29 protein-coding genes are annotated in these 25,754 nt (G+C 53.4%); 18 read left to right on the top strand and 11 right to left on the bottom strand.

The window, feature by feature from the left end; genetic code table 11:
• Positions 1-65: 65 nt before the first annotated feature.
• The 9 genes from sdiA to HV477_RS11530 form a co-directional block, all read right to left on the bottom strand.
• Complete coding sequence (gene sdiA / locus HV477_RS11570) at positions 66-788, bottom strand: transcriptional regulator SdiA (protein ID WP_001157172.1); 723 nt, start codon at positions 786-788, stop codon at positions 66-68.
• A gap of 231 nt (positions 789-1,019) precedes the next feature.
• Complete coding sequence (tcyN, locus tag HV477_RS11565) at positions 1,020-1,772, bottom strand: L-cystine ABC transporter ATP-binding protein TcyN (RefSeq protein WP_079899041.1); 753 nt, start codon at positions 1,770-1,772, stop codon at positions 1,020-1,022.
• Positions 1,769-2,437, bottom strand: coding sequence for a cystine ABC transporter permease (tcyL, locus tag HV477_RS11560; protein WP_001158234.1), 669 nt, complete (start codon positions 2,435-2,437; stop codon positions 1,769-1,771). The genes tcyN and tcyL overlap by 4 nt, the downstream gene beginning before the upstream one ends.
• Before the next feature lie 20 nt (positions 2,438-2,457).
• Positions 2,458-3,444 (bottom strand): D-cysteine desulfhydrase, encoded by a 987-nt coding sequence (gene dcyD / locus HV477_RS11555; RefSeq protein WP_001128188.1) that lies wholly within the window; start codon positions 3,442-3,444, stop codon positions 2,458-2,460.
• A gap of 153 nt (positions 3,445-3,597) precedes the next feature.
• Positions 3,598-4,398: a cystine ABC transporter substrate-binding protein gene (gene tcyJ / locus HV477_RS11550; protein ID WP_000761634.1), complete on the bottom strand. Its 801-nt coding sequence runs from the start codon at positions 4,396-4,398 to the stop codon at positions 3,598-3,600.
• Positions 4,399-4,544: 146 nt separating this feature from the next.
• Positions 4,545-5,096, bottom strand: coding sequence for a flagella biosynthesis regulatory protein FliZ (fliZ, locus tag HV477_RS11545; protein WP_000218080.1), 552 nt, complete (start codon positions 5,094-5,096; stop codon positions 4,545-4,547).
• Between the two features lie 58 nt (positions 5,097-5,154).
• A complete protein-coding gene (locus tag HV477_RS11540) occupies positions 5,155-5,874 on the bottom strand; it encodes an RNA polymerase sigma factor FliA (RefSeq protein ID WP_001087453.1) in 720 nt (239 codons plus the stop codon).
• A 196-nt stretch (positions 5,875-6,070) separates the two neighbouring features.
• Positions 6,071-7,276 (bottom strand): flagellin lysine-N-methylase, encoded by a 1,206-nt coding sequence (gene fliB, locus HV477_RS11535; protein WP_023261256.1) that lies wholly within the window; start codon positions 7,274-7,276, stop codon positions 6,071-6,073.
• A 78-nt stretch (positions 7,277-7,354) separates the two neighbouring features.
• Positions 7,355-8,842, bottom strand: coding sequence for a FliC/FljB family flagellin (locus tag HV477_RS11530; protein WP_039756166.1), 1,488 nt, complete (start codon positions 8,840-8,842; stop codon positions 7,355-7,357).
• Between the two features lie 256 nt (positions 8,843-9,098).
• On the opposite strand from HV477_RS11530, the gene fliD reads away from it, so the two are divergent.
• The 4 genes from fliD (at position 9,099) to amyA (ending at position 12,848) form a co-directional block, all read left to right on the top strand.
• Positions 9,099-10,502 carry a flagellar filament capping protein FliD gene (fliD, locus tag HV477_RS11525; protein ID WP_000146806.1) on the top strand — a complete coding sequence of 468 codons (1,404 nt, stop codon included), beginning with the start codon at positions 9,099-9,101 and terminating at the stop codon, positions 10,500-10,502.
• Positions 10,503-10,516: 14 nt separating this feature from the next.
• Positions 10,517-10,924: a flagellar export chaperone FliS gene (gene fliS, locus HV477_RS11520; protein ID WP_000287764.1), complete on the top strand. Its 408-nt coding sequence runs from the start codon at positions 10,517-10,519 to the stop codon at positions 10,922-10,924.
• Positions 10,924-11,292: a flagella biosynthesis regulatory protein FliT gene (gene fliT / locus HV477_RS11515; protein WP_000204899.1), complete on the top strand. Its 369-nt coding sequence runs from the start codon at positions 10,924-10,926 to the stop codon at positions 11,290-11,292. The genes fliS and fliT overlap by 1 nt, the downstream gene beginning before the upstream one ends.
• A gap of 71 nt (positions 11,293-11,363) precedes the next feature.
• Positions 11,364-12,848, top strand: coding sequence for an alpha-amylase (gene amyA, locus HV477_RS11510; RefSeq protein ID WP_001524569.1), 1,485 nt, complete (start codon positions 11,364-11,366; stop codon positions 12,846-12,848).
• Positions 12,849-12,887: 39 nt separating this feature from the next.
• Here amyA and yedD read toward each other — a convergent pair whose 3' ends face one another.
• On the bottom strand, positions 12,888-13,301 hold the full coding sequence (gene yedD, locus HV477_RS11505) for a lipoprotein YedD (RefSeq protein ID WP_000754694.1): 414 nt from the start codon (positions 13,299-13,301) through the stop codon (positions 12,888-12,890).
• Positions 13,302-13,486: 185 nt separating this feature from the next.
• Between yedD and yedE the strand changes: the two genes are divergently transcribed.
• From yedE to HV477_RS11490, 3 genes are all read left to right on the top strand, one after another.
• The gene (gene yedE / locus HV477_RS11500) at positions 13,487-14,692 is read left to right on the top strand and encodes a selenium metabolism membrane protein YedE/FdhT (RefSeq protein WP_001669248.1); all 1,206 of its coding nucleotides are present in this window, start codon (positions 13,487-13,489) and stop codon (positions 14,690-14,692) included.
• On the top strand, positions 14,689-14,922 hold the full coding sequence (gene yedF / locus HV477_RS11495; protein WP_000790504.1) for a sulfurtransferase-like selenium metabolism protein YedF: 234 nt from the start codon (positions 14,689-14,691) through the stop codon (positions 14,920-14,922). Before yedE ends, yedF begins: the two co-directional genes overlap by 4 nt.
• Before the next feature lie 264 nt (positions 14,923-15,186).
• Positions 15,187-15,573, top strand: a complete 387-nt coding sequence (locus HV477_RS11490) for a hypothetical protein (protein WP_077905134.1) — start codon at positions 15,187-15,189, stop codon at positions 15,571-15,573.
• Between the two features lie 119 nt (positions 15,574-15,692).
• Here HV477_RS11490 and fliE read toward each other — a convergent pair whose 3' ends face one another.
• Positions 15,693-16,007, bottom strand: a complete 315-nt coding sequence (gene fliE, locus HV477_RS11485; RefSeq protein ID WP_000719042.1) for a flagellar hook-basal body complex protein FliE — start codon at positions 16,005-16,007, stop codon at positions 15,693-15,695.
• A 216-nt stretch (positions 16,008-16,223) separates the two neighbouring features.
• Here fliE and fliF point away from each other — a divergent pair, with 216 nt between their 5' ends.
• From fliF to fliP, 11 genes are all read left to right on the top strand, one after another.
• Entirely contained in the window at positions 16,224-17,906 is a 1,683-nt protein-coding gene (gene fliF / locus HV477_RS11480) for a flagellar basal-body MS-ring/collar protein FliF (protein WP_001276834.1), read from the top strand.
• Positions 17,899-18,894 carry a flagellar motor switch protein FliG gene (fliG, locus tag HV477_RS11475; protein WP_000067735.1) on the top strand — a complete coding sequence of 332 codons (996 nt, stop codon included), beginning with the start codon at positions 17,899-17,901 and terminating at the stop codon, positions 18,892-18,894. Before fliF ends, fliG begins: the two co-directional genes overlap by 8 nt.
• The gene (gene fliH, locus HV477_RS11470; RefSeq protein WP_000064158.1) at positions 18,887-19,594 is read left to right on the top strand and encodes a flagellar assembly protein FliH; all 708 of its coding nucleotides are present in this window, start codon (positions 18,887-18,889) and stop codon (positions 19,592-19,594) included. Before fliG ends, fliH begins: the two co-directional genes overlap by 8 nt.
• Positions 19,594-20,964 carry a flagellar protein export ATPase FliI gene (gene fliI / locus HV477_RS11465; RefSeq protein ID WP_000213257.1) on the top strand — a complete coding sequence of 457 codons (1,371 nt, stop codon included), beginning with the start codon at positions 19,594-19,596 and terminating at the stop codon, positions 20,962-20,964. The genes fliH and fliI overlap by 1 nt, the downstream gene beginning before the upstream one ends.
• 21 nt (positions 20,965-20,985) lie before the next feature.
• Positions 20,986-21,429, top strand: a complete 444-nt coding sequence (gene fliJ / locus HV477_RS11460; RefSeq protein WP_000046981.1) for a flagellar export protein FliJ — start codon at positions 20,986-20,988, stop codon at positions 21,427-21,429.
• A complete protein-coding gene (gene fliK / locus HV477_RS11455; protein WP_000631673.1) occupies positions 21,426-22,649 on the top strand; it encodes a flagellar hook length control protein FliK in 1,224 nt (407 codons plus the stop codon). The genes fliJ and fliK overlap by 4 nt, the downstream gene beginning before the upstream one ends.
• 104 nt (positions 22,650-22,753) lie before the next feature.
• Positions 22,754-23,221 (top strand): flagellar basal body-associated protein FliL, encoded by a 468-nt coding sequence (gene fliL / locus HV477_RS11450; protein ID WP_000132169.1) that lies wholly within the window; start codon positions 22,754-22,756, stop codon positions 23,219-23,221.
• Between the two features lie 4 nt (positions 23,222-23,225).
• Entirely contained in the window at positions 23,226-24,230 is a 1,005-nt protein-coding gene (gene fliM / locus HV477_RS11445; protein WP_000502811.1) for a flagellar motor switch protein FliM, read from the top strand.
• On the top strand, positions 24,227-24,640 hold the full coding sequence (gene fliN, locus HV477_RS11440) for a flagellar motor switch protein FliN (protein WP_001282115.1): 414 nt from the start codon (positions 24,227-24,229) through the stop codon (positions 24,638-24,640). Before fliM ends, fliN begins: the two co-directional genes overlap by 4 nt.
• A complete protein-coding gene (fliO, locus tag HV477_RS11435) occupies positions 24,640-25,017 on the top strand; it encodes a flagellar biosynthetic protein FliO (protein ID WP_000978276.1) in 378 nt (125 codons plus the stop codon). The genes fliN and fliO overlap by 1 nt, the downstream gene beginning before the upstream one ends.
• Entirely contained in the window at positions 25,017-25,754 is a 738-nt protein-coding gene (gene fliP / locus HV477_RS11430; RefSeq protein ID WP_001253411.1) for a flagellar type III secretion system pore protein FliP, read from the top strand. Before fliO ends, fliP begins: the two co-directional genes overlap by 1 nt.

The raw sequence follows: 25,754 nt of genomic DNA, 5'->3' as shown, positions 1-25,754 counted from the left end.
AAAAAACCGGCTGTTAGCATCGCTTTCAGCCGGTTTCGCGTCTGGCGCGAAGCATCGTCAGCACGTCATATCAGACCTGTCGCCGCAGCGTAGCAGGCAATCTGTGTTTTATTTGGCGCATTGAATTTCTTCTGCATGTTTTTCTGATGGAAGTTAACGGTATTTTCAGAAATCGACAGAATAATGGCGATCTCCGATGAGGTCTTCCCTTCCGCCGTCCACTTCAGAATCTCTTTCTCACGTTTACTGAAACGCATCTCAGGCGCCATCACCATGTCGTCTTCAAATCTTGTCAGCGCCGAAAGACTCTCCCGCGCCAGCAGTTGCAACCTCAGCTCCACTTCATCGTAGGTAAACGAGGAGCAGCGTAAACTGCTACGGGAGAAAGATAAAAAGCCCAGCGCCCGGTTCGGCAACATCACACACTGGGTTACGCCTCTGCGTAATCCGAAACGCTGGGCGGCATCCCACATCGCCTGCGCTTCATGAAATAGCACGTCATCCCAATGTAAATGACCTTGCCTGAAATTTTCCGGCTTTAATACCGGATCGATCGCAAAATAGTTTTCGGACTGATAATGCGTTACCCACGCCTGAGGATAGGTGGTACGAAGCGATATTTTAGGCCGGGTAAAGGGGACGGGATGACGAACACACAGGGCATAATAATCAAATTCCAGCCGCTGTGTCTGATATTGCAATTCAGTATAAACATCCTCTGCTGCCGCCATCTCCTGAAAGCGTAACAACATTGCGCGTCGCCAGGTGAAGAAATCATTTTCCTGCATATTTTATGGTCACGCCTTTGATATTGATAATCATTATTATGAATGACTTAAATTAACACATAAATAGTGTTTATATATAAGAAATATCGGACGAAACGTAGAATACTTGAGCGGCATTACACTTTTTGGCTTCCGCCTGAGAGCGAGGTTAATAATCTGGCAGAATGACTTCATAATTATTCATTGCGCTCGCCCAAGGCGCGGCTAATTCGGGCGAGCGTTGAAAAGGCATTATTTCACTAAATATTTCTCAAGGAACTGGCGGGTACGCGGATGCTGAGGATCGGCGAACAAGGTTTTCGCCGGCCCCTGCTCAACGATTTGCCCCTGATCCATAAATATTGCCCGGTCAGCCACGTCACGCGCAAAGCCCATTTCGTGAGTAACGATCACCATCGTGCGCTTTTCCTGCGCCAGCTGGCGAATCGTATTAAGCACCTCGCCGACTAATTCAGGATCAAGCGCCGACGTCGGCTCATCAAACAGAATCACTTCCGGGCGCATCGCCAGCGCACGCGCAATCGCCACGCGCTGCTGTTGCCCGCCCGACAGGCGGCGCGGATAACGGGTCTCTTTACCGGCCAACCCGACTTTGGCTAACAGTTCCCGCGCCAGCGCCGTCGCCTCGGCTTTCGGCTCTCCCTTTACAATCACCGGACCTTCAATGATATTTTCCAGCACGGTACGATGCGGGAACAGGTTAAAACTCTGAAAGACAAAGCCGACATGCTGACGTAGCTGGCGAATCAACCCTTTTTGCTGGCTGAATGGGCGGGCGGTATCGATGATAATATCGCCTACTTTAATGGTGCCCGCTTCCGGTTGTTCCAGCAGGTTAATGCAGCGTAATAACGTTGTCTTCCCTGAGCCGCTCGGGCCGATAATGGCGACGACTTCTCCGGGCTTCACCTCAAGGTCGATACCGTGCAGCACCGTTTGACCATGAAATTTTTTGACCAGGTTGGTAACTTCGATCGCACTCATTTTGGCTCTCTCTCCTGGCGGTTAAGCTGGTTTTCAAAATAGTTTTGCAGTGCCGATAAGACGGTCGCCATTACCCAGTAGATTAACGACGCGGCCAGATACATGGTAAACACCTCCAGCGTTCGCGAGGTAATTAACTGCGCCTGGCGGAACAACTCCGGCACCTGAATCGTCGCGGCGAGCGACGTATCTTTCACCAGGCTGATAAAGCTGTTGCTCAACGGCGGAAGCGCGACGCGGGCCGCCTGCGGCAAAATAGCGCGGCGTAGCGTTTGCCACGGCGTCATGCCAATGCTCGCCGCCGCTTCCCATTGCCCCTTGTCGATAGCCGAGATCGCCGCGCGCAGCGTCTCGGACGTGTAAGCCGCAGTATTGAGCGATAAACCAATCATCGCCGCCGGGATAGGGTCCAGCTCAATCCCAAATTGCGGCAGGCCGTAATAGATCATAAATAACTGGGCGATAAGCGGCGTACCGCGAAAAATCGAGATATAAAAGCGCGCCAGCCAGCGAACCAGCCATAGCGGAGACATCCGCATCAGCGCCAGCACAAATCCCAGCAGCAGACCAAAAAACATACCGCCAATACTCAGTTGCAGGGTAAAGACGGCGCCTTTAAGCAAATACGGCAGCGATTCAATAACCAGTTGGATACTTTCTTGCATTCGCGTTGATTACCTGGAGGTTATACATGAGGATGGTAGGCAAACAGCGCAGGCGCCCCACCGGTGTGAATAAAGAGAATCGGCCCGTCATCGTTAAAGCGTTTCTGGCTGATGCCGTCTATCAGACCCGCCATCGCTTTGCCGGTATATACCGGATCCAGCAACACCCCCTCCAGGCTCGCCAGCAGTTTCACCGCCTCCATCCCCGCGTCATTTGGCACGCCGTAACCCGGGGCAAAATAGTCATCCCATAAATGAATATCCGCCGTCGCCGTCAGCGCCAGCTGACCGGCAATAGCCTGCTGCAAGGCAATTACTTTGGGTTTCTGCTCGGCGACAGAACGTGAAACGGTCACGCCAATCAGTTCGACATCCGGCATCAGATGTTCCAGCCCGACAGCTAACCCGGCGTGCGTTCCGGCGCTGCCGGAGGCCACCACCACCGAAGAGAGCCCGACGACCTCTTCACACTGCTGGGCGATTTCCAGGGCGCTCTCTACGTATCCCATTGCGCCCAGCGCGCTGGAGCCGCCGACCGGAATCACATAGGGCCTGAACCCTTGCGCTTCAATACGCGTCGCCAGCGTTTGCAGCTGCGCATCCGGATCGGTTAGCGCATCGCACATCTCAATTTGCGTATTAAATAAATCCAGTAACAGGCGATTACCATTCGTCAGGTAATTTTCCGCGGTGGTACCGATTGGATTTTCCAGCAAAGCGACGCAATGCAGCCCCAATTTGGCCGCGACCGCCGCCGTCTGACGGACATGGTTCGACTGAATCGCCCCTGCGGTTATCAGCGTATCCGCCCCTTCTCGCAGCGCGTCGGCCACCAGAAACTCCAGCTTGCGCAGTTTATTGCCGCCCATTGCAATGGGCGTAACGTCATCGCGCTTAATGTAAATCTCACGGCCAAGATAATCAGACAATCGCGGCAGGTATTCGAGCGGGGTCGGCGCGCCAATAAGCTCCAGGCGAGGGAAGCGCGTTAAGTGATGTAGTGGCATTGAGCCTCCGGTAACGTTGTGGTGTGTTCTTTTTATTATGCACGTTGATCCAACGGAAATAAAAAAGGCGCCGATTCACGCGCCTCCGTTTGCTGACATAGTATGAGGTTGATATTGCCCGGCGGCGATCTGCCTGCCGGGCAACGTAGAGCATTATTGGGTCACGTCAGCGCCAAACCATTTTTCAGAGAGCGCTTTTAAGGTGCCATCTTTTTGCATTTCCGCAATGGCGTTATCTACCGCCTTCAGCAAGTCTTCGTTGCCTTTACGTAACGCAACGCCGGACTCCTGACGCGAAAACGCATCACCGGTGACAGCCAGCGTACCTTTGGTTTTTTTCACCAGATCCAGCGCCGCCAGACGATCGACTAAAATCGCGTCAATACGGCCTACGCGCAGATCCTGGTATTTTGTAGGATCATCGTCATAAGTACGGATATCCACGCCCTGCACATGTTGACGTAGCCACTCTTCATAGTTAGTCCCCAGCCCAACGCCGACTTTTTTGCCCTGCAGATCGGCCGCCGTTTTGATCGTGCCTTCATTGCCTTTTTTCACCAGCGCCTGAACGCCGGAGACAGTATAAGGCGTAGAGAAATCATATTTTTTCTTGCGGACGTCTGAAATCGTGACCTGGTTTATCACTACATCAATGCGTTTAGCGTCCAGCGACGCCAGTATTCCGTCCCATTTGGTCGGCTTCAACGACGCTTTAACGCCCAGATGTTTTGCCAACGCCTCGGCGAAATCGACTTCAAAACCGGTTAATTTGCCGTCTTCGCCCTGAAAGCTAAACGGCGGATAGGTACCTTCCAGCCCTACCAGCAGCGTGCCACGTTCTTTAACTTTGTTCAGCAAACCCTCATCGGCAAAGCTCTTCGCGCTCATTCCCGCCACCAGCGCTACAGCCATTACTCCCATCAGTGCCTGACGTCCCAGCAGTGCTAATTTCATAGTAACCCCGAATATTGCCGTTAATGACCATAGACTGTGTCCCGCCATGGCGCATCGTCACGTCTCGCGAACCTTTGGGGGACTCAGCCTAATGTAGAAGGTTTGCCGCGATTCACCAACACGACTCTGCTACAACTTATGCTTTTTTAATATATATCAGAACTGGCGGTAAAGGGGGATTTCTGTCTGGGCGCAATCTGCTGATGCGCTTTATATTGCTGGTATTTACGCAGTGCGATACGGTAATTATTGGTGCTGGTTTCCGGCAACCATGGCGCCAGGCTTTCATCGAGAAAACCGTCCTGCAGCAGATCGTGGGAAATGTTTTGCTCGCTGAGGTAATTGCCAAGACGTCGTAAACGCACGACATATTCCCGCACAGTGCCATGGCTCATCTCGGTTTGTTCAAACAAATACTGCTTGAAACCGATAATATCGAAAAAATCACTCTGCTTTTTGCAGTGCAAATCGCCGCAAAAGCGACACAGCGCCACCCACTCCTTCTGCTCCCGCTGCCAGGCAGCGTCGTCAAGTAGCATATCCAGCTGTGAAATAGCGATTTTATTAACGATCTTGCCACGGCGAACCAGCGTAATGCGGTCGAGCAGTTTGTGACAATGCGCGCAATGCGTCTGGCTGTGTTTAAAGTCTTTAAGATAGCGGCTCAAGGGCCGCCTTTTAGGTTGCTGCACCGTCATGAGAACTCCTGGTAGTCTATACGTTGTGCGGCACTTTTCGGGTGCGATCATGCGCTACCTATAACTTACCCAGTTTGGTGCGTAATCGTTTGATGGCCTGACTATGCAACTGGCTGACCCGCGATTCGCCGACTTCCAGTACCGCGCCAATCTCTTTGAGGTTGAGCTCTTCCTGGTAATACAGCGTTAACACCAGTTGCTCGCGTTCCGGCAGCGATTCAATCGCATCCATTACCCGCTGTCGCAGGTCGCCCTCCAGCAGTTGATGTAACGGGTTTTCCTGTTGATGTTCTTCAGTCACCAGTTCGATGCTATCGCCATGCTCTTCCCGCCACTCATCGTAAGAGAAAAGTTGGCTGTTGTTGGTATCGAGCAACATCTGACGATACTCCGCAACAGGGATGCCAAGACGTTCCGCCACTTCGGTTTCCGTCGCATTACGCCCCAGTTCCTGCTCCAGTTGTCCCATCGCCTGCGCCACTTCGCGGGCATTACGCCGGACGCTACGCGGCACCCAATCGCGGCTGCGTAATTCATCCAGCATCGCCCCACGAATACGCTGCACTGCGTAAGTGGTAAATGCCGTTCCTTGCAAAGCGTCATATCGGTCGACCGCATTTAATAACCCGATGCCGCCCGCTTGTAGCAGATCGTCCAGTTCCACGCTCGCCGGCAATCGCACCTGCAGGCGCAATGCTTCGTGACGCACCAGCGGTACATAACGCTGCCACAGCGAGTGTTTATCCATTACACCTTCAGCGGTATACAGTGAATTCACGATAAACAGCCCTGCGTTAAATGAGTTATCGGCATGATTATCCGTTTCTACAGAGGGTTCTATCGAAGGAATAAGGCTATAAAAGAAGGGTTATTTCACTTATGTAACCTGTAGCGCCTTTTTAGCGGTTCAAAGAGCAGAATAAAATCAGCCAGATAGGATAAACGGGATGCGCAAAAGCCCACCCCGAACAAAACTATGTCAGAAGATGAATCATCGACAGATCGTCGCCAGTACGCACCGTTTCTATATGGCGATGAAAATTCGCCGCCACCTCGCTGTTATGCTGGCTGCGGGAGTGAAAGCTATACACAATATTGGTAACGTCATCCCACTCAAGCCGCCCGCGCTCATGCACACTGGCTGCCGTTAATAGCTTAATAAAGGCATATTCCGCCACGATAATATACAGCGCGCGTAACGGGTCGACATTCGGCTGGTTGGGGAAATTATTTTCCCAAATTTTATAGAGAATTAAATTTCTGAAGGCCCAGTTCTTCTGCTGCTCATCCGCCTGTAAACAGCGTGCTAATGAGGACTCAATATCGCTAACCTTCTGCTCCATTGAAACGCCCTCTTCCGCCGTCAGCACCCGCAGAAGGCACTGGATGTAGTGATCGAGGATAACACTGCCACGACTAAGCGGGAGCGAGCGGAAATAGTCCTGCATCTGCAATACCAGCGAGGTTTTTACCTTGCTGTCCGGCGCGATATTCATCAACTCCTGCGCCAGCACGCCTGTTTGTAACTGCTCAAGTAGCGCGGCATACACCTGTTCCAGTTCGCCCAGCGCGGCATCATCTATTTTGGCAAATTTCTGCGTATACATGACAAATTTAATCAACGCATAGAGCGCGGCTTCCGTACTGCTGTTGGCATGGTTGATCAGACTCAGGCAAAACAGATTGAGTAACTTTTGCTGCGGTGGGAATAACGGCGCAGTATTGAATGTCTGCTGAATGATTGTTTTTTCGCCGAGCGCCATCGCGTCAGGATCGTTTAAAATACGCGACGTTACCTCCGGGCAGGCAAGACTCAGGGAGTTACGTACCTCATTTTTGTAGGTATGATGCGCCCGCGGGAAAGAGGAACAGGTATGACTTAATGCCTTTGCGCCTAACGTTTTTTGTACCCGGCACAGACGTTCCTCATCCAGATAAGGGCAATTCCCCAGCGCCGAAGGCAGCTTAATTTCGCCCCAGTGGCTGTTGTTCTTTTTCAGCAGGATAATATGCTCTTGCGCGATGGTACGAATCGTCGCGTCTTTACTGGCGAGATACTTTTTAACCGTCGTCTTATCCAGCGTGATTTTCCAGCCCTTACAACAGTGGTCGCGGCAGGCCGAGCCAGAACAGGAAAAGCGGGTGACAAAGGCAGGTTCAGTGACGGTGATTTCTTTCATTACACAGGCTCCGGAATTAAAAAAGGCAGCTTTCGCTGCCTTGATTGTGTACCACGTGTCGGTGAATCAATCGCCGGATTAACGCAGTAAAGAGAGGACGTTTTGCGGAACCTGGTTCGCCTGCGCCAGAACGGAGGTACCGGCCTGCTGCAGAATCTGCGCGCGAGACATGTTGGAGACTTCGGTCGCATAGTCGGAATCTTCGATACGGCTACGGGCAGAAGACAGGTTATTTACGGTATTGCCCAGGTTGGTGATAGCGGAGTTGAAACGGTTCTGAACCGCACCCAGGTCAGAACGCAGCGCATCAACCTGCGCCAGCGCGGCATCAATTTTAGCCAGCGGGTTTTCAGTGGTTGCAGCAGCCGCTTCAGCCAGCTCTGGCTGTGCTTTAAAGTTGTGACCAGCGGCTTTGCTGGCATTGTAGGTTTTACCGTCGATAGAAACAACTTCAGTTTTACCGTCTGCGCCACCCAGTTGGTTTAGTGCAGTTTTAGTGTTGCCGTCTTTATCGGTATATTCAGTGGTGTTAATGCTGAACGATCCATCTTTATTTTTTGTTGCAGCATAAATATCAGCCCCAACTTTAACACCGAAACCGCCATCAATAGTCTTACCGTTTTTATCCGTATAAGACATCTTAACCATTTCAGCAGTATCAGCGCCGGTCACATGGGCAGCAGTCAACTGAGCCTGGATAGCAGCTGGAGCAGCCACAGGTTTTTGGACTTGAGTAACTTCAGTAATACCTGTAGGAGTTGTAGCCTCTTTGGTGGTAGCCGCAGTCATTGTGACTGCACCATCATCAGCAACATTAACTTTATAGAATCCGCCTTTGTTGGTTTGATCGGTCGCATCGGTAAATTCTACTTCAACATAATAATTTTTAGAGGTGCTGTTATAGTAAACCTTACCATCCTTAATTGAACCAGTATCAGTTGTAGAACCGGTTCCGGTTTTGAGGCCAGCACCATCAAGTGCAGTAGTGCTTAATGTAGCCGAAGGCGTGACTGCTTCGCTCTTCACATCATATTTTTTCTGCACATTCAGCGTATCCAGACCCAGGGTCTGAGAGTTGATCTGCTTCAGATCGATATCGATGGTTTCACCGTCGTTGGCACCAACCTGGATGGTCAGAGTGTTGTCCTGCGCCAGGACTTTCACGCCGTTGAACTGAGTCTGACCGGATACACGGTCGATTTCGTTCAGACGCTGGGTGATTTCAGCCTGGATGGAGTCGAGGTCAGACTGGGAGTTGGTGCTGTTAGCAGACTGAACCGCCAGTTCACGCACACGCTGCAGGTTGTTGTTGATTTCGTTCAGCGCGCCTTCAGTGGTCTGCGCAATGGAGATACCGTCGTTAGCGTTACGGGAAGCCTGAGTCAGACCTTTGATGTTCGCGGTGAAACGGTTAGCAATCGCCTGACCTGCCGCATCGTCTTTCGCGCTGTTGATACGCAGACCGGAAGACAGACGCTCGATAGCGGTACCCAGAGCAGACTGGGATTTGTTCAGGTTATTCTGGGTCAACAGCGACAGGCTGTTTGTATTAATGACTTGTGCCATGATCTTTTCCTTATCAATTACAACTTGATGTTATTGGGCTGTTGCCCACGGTTTCTCACCGTAACCCTTGTATCGGCACCTGAATTTCGAACTTTAGAAAATTTTTCACTTCCCCCGATCTTTTTCTTAGGCGGCGAAATAGCCGCTTTATGCATCATTATTCCGCGCATTATTTTTGCAAAATTATCATTAAACTTTGCCTCCAGATTGCCGATAACGCGCTTAACTACTGTTTGCAATCAAAAAGGAAGAAGGCATGGCTTCAATTTCATCATTAGGTGTGGGATCAAACTTACCGTTAGACCAGTTGTTGACAGACCTGACAAAGAACGAAAAAGGACGCTTAACGCCAATTACCAAACAGCAGAGCGCGAATTCGGCAAAGCTAACCGCCTATGGCACATTGAAAAGCGCATTAGAAAAATTCCAGACGGCAAATACCGCGTTAAATAAAGCGGATTTATTTAAGTCTACCGTGGCGTCCAGCACGACAGAGGACCTCAAAGTCAGTACTACCGCAGGCGCTGCCGCAGGGACTTATAAGATTAGCGTAACCCAGCTTGCCGCCGCGCAGTCGCTGGCGACAAAAACCACCTTCGCAACCACCAAAGAGCAGTTGGGCGATACGTCGGTCACGTCCCGGACAATTAAAATTGAACAGCCGGGACGTAAAGAGCCGCTGGAAATTAAGCTGGATAAAGGCGACACCTCCATGGAGGCGATCCGTGACGCCATCAATGACGCCGACAGCGGTATCGCCGCCAGCATCGTTAAGGTCAAAGAGAACGAATTCCAGTTGGTGCTTACCGCCAATAGCGGTACCGACAATACGATGAAGATCACGGTGGAAGGCGATACAAAACTTAACGATTTACTCGCTTATGACAGCACCACCAATACCGGCAATATGCAAGAGCTGGTGAAAGCAGAAAACGCGAAGCTGAACGTAAACGGCATCGACATTGAGCGTCAGAGCAATACCGTAACCGACGCCCCTCAGGGAATTACGCTCACCCTGACCAAGAAAGTGACCGACGCGACCGTGACGGTAACGAAAGATGATACCAAGGCGAAAGAGGCGATTAAATCCTGGGTGGATGCCTATAACTCGCTGGTGGATACCTTTAGCTCGTTAACCAAATATACCGCCGTTGAGCCGGGCGAAGAAGCCAGCGATAAAAACGGCGCGCTGTTAGGCGATAGTGTGGTTCGTACTATCCAGACCGGGATTCGGGCACAATTTGCCAATAGCGGCAGTAATTCTGCGTTCAAAACAATGGCGGAAATTGGCATCACCCAGGATGGGACTTCCGGCAAACTGAAGATTGATGATGATAAGCTGACCAAAGTACTGAAAGATAACACAGCCGCAGCGCGTGAGCTGCTGGTGGGCGATGGTAAAGAAACGGGGATCACCACCAAAATTGCCACCGAAGTGAAAAGTTATCTGGCGGATGACGGCATTATTGATAATGCGCAGGACAACGTTAACGCCACGCTGAAAAGCCTGACAAAACAGTACCTGTCCGTTAGCAACAGCATCGATGAAACCGTTGCCCGTTACAAGGCCCAGTTTACCCAACTGGATACCATGATGAGTAAGCTGAATAACACCAGTAGTTATTTGACCCAGCAATTTACAGCTATGAACAAGTCCTGATAACAGAGGTCACCATGTACACCGCGAGCGGTATCAAAGCTTATGCGCAAGTCAGCGTGGAAAGCGCCGTGATGAGCGCCAGCCCGCATCAGTTGATTGAAATGTTGTTTGATGGCGCGAATAGCGCTCTGGTGCGCGCTCGCCTGTTTTTAGAACAAGGCGATGTTGTCGCGAAAGGTGAAGCGTTAAGCAAAGCCATCAATATTATCGATAACGGGCTGAAAGCCGGCCTCGATCAGGAAAAAGGCGGTGAGATTGCGACGAATCTTTCCGAGCTATACGACTATATGATTCGCCGTTTACTGCAGGCTAATTTGCGTAACGACGCTCAGGCCATCGAAGAAGTGGAAGGGTTACTCAGCAATATTGCAGAAGCCTGGAAACAGATTTCACCGAAAGCATCTTTCCAGGAGTCTCGTTAATGACCTCAACCGTGGAGTTTATCAACCGTTGGCAGCGTATTGCGCTGCTCAGTCAATCGCTGCTTGAACTTGCGCAGCGAGGTGAATGGGATCTCTTACTGCAACAAGAGGTCTCCTATCTGCAAAGTATTGAAACGGTGATGGAAAAGCAAACTCCACCGGGCATTACGCGAAGTATTCAGGATATGGTCGCCGGATACATCAAACAAACGCTGGATAATGAGCAGCTCCTGAAAGGGCTGCTGCAACAGCGACTGGATGAACTGAGTAGTTTGATCGGACAATCCACCCGCCAAAAATCACTCAACAACGCTTATGGCCGTCTTTCCGGTATGTTACTCGTGCCAGACGCGCCTGGCGCCTCATAATATTTTCCCGTCTCGTATGAAAATTCTTCCATACTCCAGAGGTCGGCTAAACGACTTCTGGAGCACGGAAGATGAAAAACCCCACGTTATTGCAGTACTTCCACTGGTATTATCCCGACGGCGGTAAACTCTGGTCTGAGTTGGCGGAACGTGCTGATGGGCTGAATGATATCGGTATCAATATGGTCTGGCTACCGCCCGCCTGTAAAGGCGCCTCCGGCGGCTATTCCGTAGGCTATGATACCTACGACCTGTTTGACCTCGGCGAATTTGACCAAAAAGGAACTATCGCGACAAAGTACGGCGATAAACGCCAGTTACTGACGGCGATAGACGCGCTCAAAAAAAATAATATTGCGGTGCTGCTCGACGTCGTCGTGAACCACAAAATGGGCGCAGACGAAAAAGAACGTATTCGCGTTCAGCGCGTGAATCAGGATGACCGCACGCAAATCGATGACAACATCATTGAATGCGAAGGCTGGACACGCTACACCTTCCCTGCCCGCGCGGGCCAGTATTCCAACTTTATTTGGGACTATCACTGTTTCAGCGGCATTGATCACATCGAGAATCCCGACGAAGACGGCATTTTTAAGATCGTCAATGACTATACCGGCGATGGCTGGAACGATCAGGTTGATGATGAGCTGGGTAATTTCGACTATCTGATGGGGGAAAATATCGATTTTCGCAATCACGCGGTTACGGAAGAGATTAAATATTGGGCTCGTTGGGTCATGGAACAAACCCACTGTGACGGCTTTCGCCTGGACGCGGTAAAACATATACCCGCCTGGTTTTATAAAGAATGGATTGAGCATGTACAGGCGGTTGCGCCAAAACCGCTGTTTATTGTCGCAGAATACTGGTCGCATGAAGTGGATAAACTGAAAACGTACATCGATCAGGTCGACGGGAAAACCATGCTGTTCGACGCGCCGTTGCAGATGAAATTTCATGAAGCCTCGCGCCAGGGCGCGGAGTATGACATGCGCCACATTTTCACCGGCACGCTGGTAGAAGCCGACCCTTTTCATGCGGTGACGCTGGTCGCTAACCACGATACACAACCGTTACAGGCGCTGGAAGCGCCGGTAGAACCCTGGTTCAAACCGTTGGCCTATGCGCTGATCCTGCTTCGTGAAAACGGCGTGCCGTCAGTGTTTTATCCCGATTTATACGGCGCCAGCTATGAGGATAGCGGCGAAAATGGCGAGACCTGTCGGGTCGACATGCCGGTGATTAACCAACTGGATCGGCTGATCCTCGCTCGTCAGCGTTTTGCGCACGGTATACAAACACTCTTTTTCGATCATCCTAACTGTATCGCCTTTAGTCGCAGCGGTACTGAAGAGAATCCAGGCTGTGTGGTCGTACTTTCCAATGGCGACGACGGTGAAAAAACCCTCCTGCTCGGCGACAATTACGCTAACAAGACCTGGCGTGATTTTCTGGGAAACCGGGATGAGTATGTTGTAACTAATGATCAAGGCGAAGCGACGTTCTTCTGCAACGCAGGCAGCGTCAGCGTGTGGGTCATTGAGGACGTGTGATGAGCGTTCCCGGCGGCAGAGCGCTGCCGGGAAGCGAAATTACGGCAGCGGCGTCGGCAGCGGCGTTTTTTCTAACGCGGCGGCGCACTCCGGCGTCGGACGAGCGACCCGTTGCAGCGTCATGCCATCATATTCCAGAGTATTCCCGTCGCGCTCAATTTCATAGAGCTCACGCTTAACCGTAACATTGGTTAAGTCATCGGAGAGCATGGTCAGCTTGCCCGGCAGAGCAATAACGCGCTGCCACTGGCGGCAGTCCAGCGTATCGCCTTCTTTAGTCACCACCAGGCTGGCGATAGCTTCAGGGCTCACCAGCTTACGTTGCGGGCCTTTTGACTGCCAGTACCCTTCCAGACCGGCCGGCGCGGGCGTTTTCACCACATCATTATAGTTTTCCACCTCGGCGCATCCGGCCAGAACCAGCAATGCGCCAACGATCGCTACTTTTTTCATCATTCATCCTGCATCAGAAGAAAGAAGAATTGTGGCATTAAAGCCCTGACGCCGCCAGCCTTTCCAGGCGCTGGCCGCAATTTGATCCAGTCGGTATTACCGCTTATTAGGTGTAGGCAAATTCTGTGATCGGTGTAGTATGCGCACTTCTTGTTTCACACCTTCTGAGTTCAGAGGCTAAACACATGTCATGGCAACACTTCAAGCAAACCTGGTTAATTAAATTCTGGGCGCCGGCCCCTGCGGTGATCGCAGCCGGTATTCTCTCTACCTACTATTTTGGCATCACCGGCACGTTTTGGGCCGTGACGGGCGAATTTACCCGCTGGGGCGGGCAAATTTTGCAGCTTTTTGGCGTTCATGCCGAACAGTGGGGCTACTACAAGCTGATTCATCTGGAAGGTACGCCGCTGACGCGTATCGACGGCATGATGATCCTCGGCATGTTCGGCGGCTGTTTCGCCGCGGCGCTGTGGGCCAACAACGTAAAACTGCGTATGCCGCGCAGCCGAATCCGTATCGTACAGGCGGTGGTCGGAGGCATGATCGCTGGCTTCGGCGCGCGTCTGGCGATGGGGTGTAACCTGGCCGCCTTTTTTACCGGAATCCCGCAGTTCTCCCTACACGCGTGGTTCTTTGCGCTGGCGACCGCTATCGGCTCCTGGTTCGGCGCCCGCTTTACGTTGCTGCCGATGTTTCGCATACCGGTGAAAATGCAAAAGGTCTCCGCGGCTTCGCCACTAACGCAGAAACCGGATCAGGCAAGACGGCGTTTCAGGCTCGGTATGCTGGTCTTTATCGGCATGATTGGCTGGGCGTTATTAACGGCAATGCATCAGCCGAAACTGGGGCTGGCGATGCTGTTCGGCGTCGGGTTTGGGCTGCTGATCGAGCGCGCGCAAATCTGCTTTACCTCGGCCTTTCGCGATCTGTGGATCTCCGGACGCGCCCATATGGCGAAAGCGATTATTTTCGGCATGGCGGTCAGCGCCATTGGTATTTTCAGCTACGTGCAGTTGGGCGTTGCACCTAAAATTATGTGGGCTGGCCCGAATGCGGTCATTGGCGGACTGCTGTTCGGTTTTGGCATCGTGCTGGCGGGCGGCTGCGAAACCGGCTGGATGTACCGCGCCGTAGAAGGCCAGGTGCATTACTGGTGGGTGGGCCTCGGCAATGTCATCGGTTCGACCATCCTGGCTTACTACTGGGATGATTTCGCGCCCGCTCTGGCGACCAGTTGGGATAAAGTTAACCTGCTGAATACCTTTGGTCCGCTGGGCGGTCTGCTGGTCACCTACCTGTTGTTATTTACCGCGCTGATGTTAATTATCGGCTGGGAAAAACGTTTTTTCCGCCGTGCGGGGCTGACGCCTGCTAAGGAATCTGTATGAAAAATATCGTCCCTGATTACCGTCTGGATATGGTTGGCGAACCTTGCCCGTACCCGGCGGTCGCCACTCTGGAAGCGATGCCGCAGCTAAAAAAAGGTGAGATCCTGGAAGTGGTGAGCGACTGTCCGCAGTCCATTAATAATATTCCACTGGATGCGCGCAATCATGGCTATACGGTGCTGGATATCCAACAGGATGGCCCGACAATTCGTTATCTGATTCAAAAATAAGCGCATACTCCCGCTGTACGTTACGGCGGGAGACCTTTTACGGCATAACCGGCAAAAATCTACAACGCATAAAAGAAATCAGACAAGGTCGTCTTGTGCGCCGTGGCATAAATCTATTATATAACGTATACCGTTTTAATTTTGTCTGAGTCGATGAAAAACCCATGACTATTTTAAGCAAAACATAAAATAATCATTATTTTCCCTCTACGTCATAAAAGACTATCAGGTATTTATATTTTTACTCACTGACATTATCAGGTGATCATTTATTTATGCACAGCAGAAGCCCAAAAAATGATAAAAATTATTTTCATCTCCATTATTGGAGTCGTCTGTCTTGCCGCTGCCCGTTACTCACCCGTTACAGTGGTCAATGCACATCCGAGCGCCATTGCCCGCTGTCTCGCTGATAATCTGTCCCCGTATGGGTATATACTGGATCTCCATGAAACAGATATTCCAGGCATTAATAAAGAATTTACCGTGTATTATCGCAACGGCGCATATATTGCAGGAACATTCTGGATTGCAAACTCAATGACAATAGCCTCAGAACGAATAGTAGGAATGAATGGCGTCAGTAAACAGGCGTACCCTATTTTTAATAAGTCCCTGCAACAATGTGCAACCCGCTTATCAATAAAATGAGCGCGCCTCGCAAAAAACAAGCCCACATAATCACGCACTGGTTGCATGGGCGTCGCGTCCCCGTCGCTGACTTAGGTAAGCGCCCGGGAGTTCGCTGCGGATGTGTTGTCAGCCCTGGCTTAAACCTGCATGGACATGACTTCCTGATACGCGGCGACCAGCTTATTGCGCACCTGAATCCCCATTTGCATAGAGACGGACGCTTTTTGCATATCAGCCATCACGTCATTAAGCGCAATGCCCGGCTCACCCAGAGTGAATTTTTCCGCCTGAACGCGCGCCGCCGTTTGTCTGTCGCTAATACGATCCAGCGCAGCATGTAGCTGGCCGGCAAAACTCACCGTCGACTGCGAGTGTGTTTCTTGCCCGCTTGCGGCCATCGCCGTCGCCTGTAACTGGCTAATAACCCCTTCAATCCCCTGTATTGCTGCCATGTTATTCCCCTGGATGATTTTTTACGCAGCAGAGATTACCAGTTTGTCAATAAGATAAAGGCGTTAAATAACGATAAAAAACCTCGGTTTTTAGCGCATAGAAAAATTCGAAACCACAAATAATGAGACCGTCAATTTTTCGAGTTTGCTGACCCGGGAGTGAGTCTTGTTCCACTTTGCAAAAAACGCCGTCCACGATCAGTCACGAGGTGCGAGATGAGTGCGACTGCATCGACTGCAACCCAACCTAAACCTCTCGAGTGGCTTAATCGCCTACGCGCGAATCCCCGAATTCCGTTAATTGTGGCGGGTTCCGCTGCCGTGGCGATCGTCGTTGCGATGGTGCTGTGGGCCAAAACGCCCGATTACCGCACGCTATTTAGCAACCTTTCCGATCAGGACGGCGGCGCGATCGTCGCGCAGTTGACCCAGATGAATATCCCCTATCGCTTTGCCAATGGCAGCGGCGCGATTGAAGTGCCCGCCGACAAAGTGCATGAACTGCGTCTGCGTCTGGCGCAGCAGGGGCTGCCTAAAGGCGGCGCGGTAGGCTTTGAACTGCTTGATCAGGAAAAATTCGGTATCAGCCAGTTCAGCGAGCAGGTGAATTATCAGCGCGCGCTGGAAGGTGAACTGGCCCGGACGATCGAGACGCTGGGGCCGGTAAAAAGCGCCCGCGTTCACCTGGCGATGCCAAAGCCGTCGCTATTTGTGCGGGAACAAAAATCCCCTTCCGCCTCCGTCACCGTCACACTGGAACCGGGACGGGCGCTGGATGAAGGACAAATTAGCGCCGTGGTACATCTGGTTTCCAGCGCTGTCGCCGGTTTGCCGCCAGGAAACGTCACTCTGGTCGATCAATCCGGTCATCTGCTCACGCAATCCAATACCAGCGGTCGCGACCTTAATGACGCGCAATTAAAATTTGCTAATGATGTGGAAAGCCGCATCCAACGCCGTATCGAAGCCATTCTGTCGCCTATCGTCGGGAACGGTAATGTTCACGCTCAGGTAACCGCCCAGTTGGATTTTGCCAATAAAGAGCAGACGGAAGAGCACTACAGCCCGAACGGCGATGCGTCGAAGGCCACCCTGCGTTCACGTCAGTTGAATATTAGCGAACAGGTAGGCGCGGGCTATCCCGGCGGCGTGCCTGGCGCGCTGTCGAACCAACCAGCGCCGCCTAACGAGGCGCCGATCGCCACGCCGCCGACCAATCAACAAAACGCGCAGAATACGCCACAAACCAGCACCAGTACCAACAGTAACAGTGCTGGCCCGCGCAGTACACAGCGTAATGAAACCAGTAACTACGAAGTGGACCGCACCATTCGTCACACCAAAATGAATGTGGGCGATATTGAGCGTCTCTCCGTGGCCGTCGTGGTGAATTACAAAACGCTGGCGGATGGCAAACCGCTGCCATTGACCGCCGATCAGATGAAACAGATCGAGGATTTAACCCGTGAAGCGATGGGTTTTTCTGATAAACGCGGCGATACGCTAAATGTGGTGAATTCACCGTTTAGCGCAGTGGATAACACCGGCGGCGAACTGCCCTTCTGGCAACAGCAGTCCTTTATCGATCAGTTGCTCGCGGCAGGTCGCTGGTTACTGGTGCTGGTGGTGGCCTGGATTCTGTGGCGCAAAGCGGTACGTCCGCAGTTGACGCGCCGCGTTGAAGAAGCGAAAGCGGCGCAGGAACAGGCGCAGGTTCGCCAGGAAACCGAAGAAGCCGTGGAAGTACGCCTTAGCAAAGACGAGCAGCTCCAGCAACGCCGGGCTAACCAGCGTCTGGGCGCTGAGGTGATGAGCCAGCGTATTCGCGAAATGTCAGACAACGATCCGCGCGTGGTGGCGCTGGTCATTCGCCAGTGGATGAGTAACGATCATGAGTAATCTTAGCGGTACCGATAAAAGCGTCATTTTGTTGATGACCATTGGCGAAGACCGGGCGGCAGAGGTGTTTAAACACCTCTCAACCCGCGAAGTACAGGCGTTAAGTACGGCGATGGCTAACGTGCGTCAGATCTCCAACAAACAACTGACGGACGTACTATCAGAGTTTGAGCAAGAAGCGGAGCAGTTCGCCGCGCTGAATATCAACGCCAACGAATACCTGCGCTCCGTACTGGTTAAAGCGCTGGGCGAAGAACGCGCCTCCAGCCTGCTGGAAGATATTCTGGAAACGCGCGATACCACCAGCGGTATCGAAACGCTCAACTTTATGGAACCGCAGAGCGCCGCCGACCTGATTCGCGACGAACACCCGCAGATTATCGCCACCATTCTGGTCCACCTTAAACGCAGTCAGGCCGCCGATATTCTGGCGCTGTTTGACGAACGACTGCGTCATGATGTGATGCTGCGTATCGCGACATTTGGCGGCGTACAGCCGGCGGCGCTGGCGGAATTGACCGAAGTGCTGAATGGCCTGCTCGACGGTCAGAACCTGAAACGCAGTAAAATGGGCGGCGTAAGAACCGCGGCGGAAATTATCAACCTGATGAAAACGCAGCAGGAAGAAGCGGTTATTACCGCTGTGCGCGAATTCGACGGCGAACTGGCGCAGAAAATCATCGACGAGATGTTCCTGTTCGAAAATCTGGTGGATGTGGACGATCGCAGTATCCAGCGTCTGTTGCAGGAAGTGGATTCCGAATCGCTGCTGATCGCTCTGAAAGGCGCCGAACCGCCATTACGCGAGAAGTTCCTGCGCAATATGTCCCAGCGCGCCGCCGATATCCTGCGCGACGACCTTGCCAACCGTGGCCCGGTTCGTCTGTCTCAGGTGGAAAACGAGCAGAAAGCGATTCTGCTTATTGTGCGTCGTCTTGCGGAAACCGGCGAAATGGTGATTGGCAGCGGCGAGGATACCTATGTCTAATGAACTGCCGTGGCAAGTCTGGACCCCCGACGATCTCGCCCCGCCGCCGGAGACGTTTGTGCCGGTTGAGGCTGATAACGTGACCTTGACAGACGATACGCCGGAGCCCGAACTCACTGCCGAACAGCAGCTGGAGCAGGAGCTGGCGCAGCTAAAAATACAGGCCCATGAACAAGGTTATAACGCCGGGCTGGCGGAGGGACGGCAAAAAGGACACGCGCAGGGATACCAGGAAGGGTTAGCACAGGGGCTGGAGCAAGGACAAGCCCAGGCGCAGACGCAGCAGGCGCCGATTCATGCCCGTATGCAGCAGTTAGTGAGCGAGTTTCAGAACACGCTTGACGCGCTCGATAGCGTTATCGCCTCACGGCTGATGCAAATGGCCCTGGAGGCTGCGCGTCAGGTCATCGGCCAAACGCCGGCGGTGGACAACTCGGCGCTGATTAAACAGATCCAACAACTGTTGCAGCAAGAGCCGCTCTTTAGCGGCAAGCCGCAGTTGCGCGTGCATCCGGACGACTTACAGCGGGTGGAAGAGATGCTGGGCGCCACGCTCAGTCTTCACGGATGGCGGTTGCGCGGCGATCCAACGTTGCATCACGGCGGGTGTAAAGTCTCTGCCGATGAGGGCGATCTGGACGCCAGCGTCGCCACTCGCTGGCAAGAGTTGTGTCGCCTGGCGGCGCCGGGAGTGCTCTGATGACCACGCGCCTGACCCGCTGGCTTACTGCGCTCGACAACTTTGAAGCAAAAATGGCGTTATTGCCGGCGGTGCGTCGTTATGGACGTTTAACCCGCGCCACTGGCCTGGTACTGGAGGCCACCGGTCTCCAGCTTCCGCTGGGCGCCACCTGCATTATTGAGCGCCAGGACGGCCCTGAAACCAAAGAGGTGGAATCAGAAGTCGTCGGTTTTAACGGCCAGCGTCTGTTTTTAATGCCGCTGGAAGAGGTCGAAGGCATTCTGCCCGGTGCCCGCGTTTACGCCCGTAACGGGCATGGCGACGGTCTGCAAAGCGGCAAACAGCTACCGCTAGGCCCGGCCCTGCTTGGTCGGGTGCTGGATGGCGGCGGTAAACCGCTCGACGGACTGCCTGCGCCGGATACGCTGGAAACCGGCGCGTTAATCACGCCGCCGTTTAACCCGCTACAGCGAACGCCAATCGAACATGTGCTGGATACCGGCGTACGCGCTATCAACGCGTTGTTAACCGTAGGGCGCGGTCAGCGTATGGGACTCTTTGCCGGTTCCGGCGTCGGTAAGTCGGTTCTGCTTGGCATGATGGCGCGCTACACGCGGGCGGACGTGATTGTCGTGGGACTTATCGGCGAACGTGGCCGCGAAGTTAAAGATTTTATCGAAAATATTCTCGGCCCCGACGGTCGCGCGCGTTCGGTGGTGATTGCCGCCCCGGCTGATGTTTCGCCGCTGCTGCGAATGCAGGGCGCCGCCTATGCCACCCGCATCGCCGAAGACTTTCGCGATCGCGGACAGCATGTGTTGCTGATTATGGATTCGCTGACGCGCTATGCGATGGCACAGCGTGAAATTGCGCTGGCAATCGGCGAACCGCCAGCCACCAAAGGTTATCCGCCCTCGGTGTTCGCAAAGCTACCGGCGCTGGTCGAGCGTGCCGGTAATGGCATCCATGGCGGCGGCTCTATCACCGCGTTTTATACCGTGTTGACCGAGGGGGACGACCAACAAGATCCCATTGCCGACTCGGCACGCGCAATCCTCGACGGGCACATTGTCTTGTCCCGCCGTCTGGCGGAGGCCGGGCACTATCCGGCCATTGATATCGAGGCGTCAATCAGCCGGGCGATGACCGCGCTCATTACCGAGCAGCACTATGCGCGGGTACGGCTATTTAAACAGTTGCTTTCCAGTTTCCAGCGTAACCGCGATCTGGTCAGCGTCGGCGCTTATGCCAAAGGCAGCGATCCGATGCTTGATAAAGCCATTACCTTATGGCCGCAACTGGAAGCGTTTTTACAGCAAGGCATTTTTGAACGGGCCGACTGGGAGGACTCTCTGCAGGCGCTCGATTTAATTTTCCCGACGGTGTGATAAAGCAGGAGGGCGACGATCATGGCACAACATGGCGCTCTGGAAACACTCAAAGATCTGGCCGAAAAAGAGGTAGATGACGCGGCGCGTTTACTGGGCGAAATGCGTCGCGGCTGCCAACAGGCGGAAGAACAGCTCAAAATGCTGATCGATTATCAGAATGAGTATCGCAGTAATTTGAACACCGATATGGGCAACGGCATCGCCAGTAATCGCTGGATCAACTATCAGCAGTTTATTCAGACACTGGAAAAGGCGATAGAGCAGCATCGCCTCCAGCTTACGCAGTGGACGCAAAAAGTCGACCTGGCGCTGAAGAGCTGGCGTGAGAAAAAGCAGCGACTTCAGGCCTGGCAAACCTTACAGGACCGACAAACCGCGGCAGCGCTGTTAGCTGAAAACCGCATGGATCAGAAAAAGATGGATGAATTTGCTCAGCGTGCAGCAATGAGGAAACCCGAATGATCACCCTGCCCCAACTGATCACCACCGATACCGACATGACCGCGGGTCTGACGTCAGGAAAAACCACCGGTTCAGCCGAGGACTTTCTGGCGCTCCTGGCGGGCGCGTTAGGCGCAGACGGCGCACAGGGCAAAGACGCCCGCATCACGCTGGCCGATTTACAGGCGGCAGGCGGCAAGTTATCGAAAGAGCTACTGACCCAACATGGCGAGCCGGGCCAGGCGGTGAAGCTTGCCGACCTGCTGGCGCAAAAAGCGAATGCGACGGATGAAACGCTTACCGATCTGACACAAGCGCAGCATCTACTGTCTACGCTAACGCCATCGTTGAAAACCAGCGCTCTGGCCGCACTGAGTAAGACGGCGCAGCATGATGAGAAAACGCCCGCGCTGAGCGATGAGGATCTTGCCAGTCTGAGCGCCTTATTCGCCATGCTGCCCGGACAACCTGTCGCGACGCCTGTCGCCGGAGAAACGCCGGCTGAAAATCACATCGCCTTGCCGTCACTGTTGCGCGGCGACATGCCATCGGCGCCGCAGGAAGAGACACATACGCTCTCTTTTAGCGAGCATGAAAAAGGGAAAACCGAGGCGTCGCTTGCGCGCGCCAGCGACGATCGCGCCACGGGGCCATCACTGACGCCGCTGGTGGTCGCTGCCGCCGCGACCAGCGCGAAAGTGGAGGTGGATAGCCCGCCCGCGCCAGTAACGCATGGCGCGGCAATGCCGACGCTCAGCAGCGCCACGGCGCAACCGCAACCGCTACCTGTCGCCTCAGCCCCGGTACTCAGCGCGCCGTTAGGCAGCCATGAATGGCAGCAAACGTTCAGTCAGCAGGTCATGTTATTTACGCGTCAGGGACAGCAAAGCGCGCAGCTTCGATTGCATCCGGAAGAGTTAGGTCAGGTGCATATTTCGCTCAAGCTGGATGACAATCAGGCGCAACTCCAGATGGTATCGCCGCACAGCCATGTCCGCGCCGCGCTGGAAGCCGCTCTACCCATGTTGCGCACTCAGTTGGCGGAAAGCGGCATTCAGTTGGGACAAAGCAGTATCAGTAGCGAAAGCTTTGCCGGACAGCAGCAGTCTTCGTCGCAACAACAGTCTTCCCGCGCCCAACACACGGACGCGTTTGGCGCTGAAGATGACATAGCGTTAGCGGCGCCGGCCTCGCTTCAGGCCGCCGCGCGCGGCAATGGCGCAGTGGATATCTTCGCCTAACGCCAGAGGTAGCATGATTATCCGCGTCTTTTCCACGCTTTGTCGTGGACAGGACACGGGATAATCAGCCAATAAGCAGTACCGAAACAGGAAGCCCGTATCAGATGACTGACTCCGCGATTAACAAAAAGAGCAAACGCTCGATTTGGATACCTTTGCTGGTGTTGATTACCCTCGCCGCCTGCGCGACCGCCGGTTATAGCTACTGGCGTATGCAGCAGCAACCGACCACGAACGCTAAAGCGGAACCGGCTCCGCCGCCCGCGCCGGTATTTTTTGCGCTGGATACGTTTACCGTCAATCTGGGCGATGCGGATCGCGTGTTGTATATCGGCGTGACCCTGCGTCTGAAAGACGAAGCGACGCGCGCGCGATTAAATGAATATCTGCCGGAAGTGCGCAGCCGTCTGCTGTTGTTGTTTTCCCGTCAGAATGCCGCCGAGCTCTCAACAGAAGCTGGCAAACAAAAACTGATTGCCGCCATTAAAGAGACGCTGGCCGCGCCGCTCGTTGCCGGACAACCAAAACAGGTCGTCACTGACGTGCTTTATACAGCTTTTATTCTGCGGTAACGATATGGGCGATAGTATTCTTTCTCAGGCTGAAATCGACGCGCTGTTGAACGGCGACAGCGACACCAAAGACGAACCCACTCCCGGTATCGCAAGCGATAGCGATATTCGCCCTTACGATCCCAATACCCAGCGTCGCGTCGTGCGTGAACGCTTGCAGGCGCTGGAGATTATTAACGAGCGTTTCGCACGCCAGTTCCGGATGGGATTATTTAACCTGCTGCGCCGCAGCCCGGATATTACCGTGGGTGCCATACGTATTCAGCCGTATCACGAATTTGCGCGTAACCTGCCGGTACCGACCAACCTGAACCTGATCCACCTGAAGCCGCTACGCGGCACCGGGCTGGTGGTGTTCTCGCCGAGTCTGGTGTTTATTGCCGTCGATAACCTGTTCGGCGGCGACGGCCGTTTTCCGACCAAAGTCGAGGGCCGCGAGTTTACCCATACGGAACAGCGTGTCATCAACCGTATGCTGAAACTGGCGCTGGAAGGCTATAGCGACGCATGGAAAGCCATTAATCCGCTGGAAGTGGAGTATGTGCGTTCCGAAATGCAGGTGAAATTTACCAATATCACCACCTCGCCGAACGATATCGTCGTCAATACGCCGTTTCATGTGGAGATCGGCAATCTGACCGGTGAATTTAACATCTGTCTGCCATTTAGCATGATCGAGCCGCTGCGTGAGCTGTTGGTGAATCCGCCGCTGGAAAACTCGCGCCATGAAGATCAGAACTGGCGTGATAACCTGGTACGCCAGGTTCAGCACTCTGAACTGGAGCTGGTGGCCAATTTTGCCGATATTCCGTTACGTCTTTCCCAGATTTTGAAGCTGAAACCCGGCGATGTACTGCCGATTGAAAAACCCGACCGCATTATTGCTCATGTGGACGGCGTTCCGGTACTCACCAGCCAATATGGCACCGTAAACGGACAGTATGCGCTACGCGTAGAACATTTGATCAACCCAATTTTGAATTCGCTGAATGAGGAACAGCCCAAATGAGTGACATGAATAATCCGTCCGATGAGAATACTGGCGCATTGGATGATCTGTGGGCTGACGCGTTAAACGAGCAAAAAGCGACCACCACTAAAAGCGCCGCCGACGCGGTTTTCCAACAGCTTGGCGGCGGCGATGTCAGCGGTGCTATGCAGGATATCGATCTGATTATGGATATCCCGGTCAAACTGACCGTAGAGCTGGGCCGCACGCGAATGACCATTAAAGAACTGCTGCGTCTGACGCAGGGGTCGGTCGTCGCGCTGGACGGGCTGGCGGGCGAGCCGCTGGATATCCTGATTAATGGCTACCTGATTGCCCAGGGTGAAGTGGTCGTCGTGGCGGATAAATACGGCGTACGTATCACCGATATTATTACGCCATCCGAGCGTATGCGTCGTTTGAGTCGTTAATGATGAAGACAGAAGCCACGGTTTCTCAGCCCACCGCGCCAGCCGGATCGCCGCTCATGCAGGTGAGCGGCGCATTAATTGGCATTATTGCGCTCATTCTGGCGGCGGCCTGGGTGATTAAGCGTATGGGATTCGCGCCAAAAGGAAATAGCGTCCGGGGACTGAAGGTGTCAGCCAGCGCCTCGCTTGGCCCGCGCGAACGCGTGGTGATTGTCGAGGTCGAAAATGCGCGCCTGGTACTGGGCGTGACCGCCTCGCAGATCAACCTGCTGCACACCCTGCCGCCCGCGGAGAATGACACGGAAGCACCCGTTGCCCCACCGGCGGATTTCCAGAACATGATGAAGAGCTTACTCAAGCGTTCCGGGAGATCCTGATGCGCCGTTTGTTATTCCTTTCTCTGGCGGGTCTGTGGCTTTTTAGTCCCGCCGCTGCTGCGCAACTGCCGGGGCTTATCAGCCAACCATTAGCGGGCGGAGGCCAAAGCTGGTCATTATCCGTCCAGACGCTGGTTTTCATCACCTCGCTGACGTTTCTGCCGGCGATTTTACTGATGATGACGAGCTTCACGCGTATCATCATTGTTTTTGGCCTGTTGCGTAACGCGCTGGGCACGCCCTCGGCACCGCCAAATCAGGTGTTACTCGGGCTGGCGTTGTTTTTGACCTTTTTTATTATGTCGCCCGTCATTGACAAGATTTACGTGGATGCTTACCAGCCGTTTAGCGAGCAGAAAATTTCTATGCAGGAAGCGCTGGATAAAGGCGCGCAACCGTTACGCGCGTTCATGCTGCGCCAAACCCGCGAAGCCGATCTGGCGCTGTTTGCCCGTCTGGCCAATAGCGGTCCGTTACAGGGACCGGAAGCAGTACCGATGCGTATCCTCCTGCCCGCTTATGTCACCAGCGAATTAAAGACGGCATTTCAGATCGGTTTTACGATTTTCATCCCTTTTTTGATTATCGACCTGGTGATCGCCAGCGTATTGATGGCGTTAGGGATGATGATGGTGCCGCCAGCGACAATCGCCCTGCCGTTTAAGCTGATGCTGTTTGTGCTGGTCGATGGTTGGCAATTGCTTGTGGGGTCGCTGGCCCAAAGCTTTTACAGTTAG

The sequence above is a fragment of the Salmonella sp. SG203 genome, assembly GCF_013350575.1.
GTDB lineage: Bacteria > Pseudomonadota > Gammaproteobacteria > Enterobacterales > Enterobacteriaceae > Salmonella > Salmonella enterica.
Note: the sequence above shows the minus strand (reverse complement) of the source record. Positions and strands in the feature narration are given on the sequence as shown.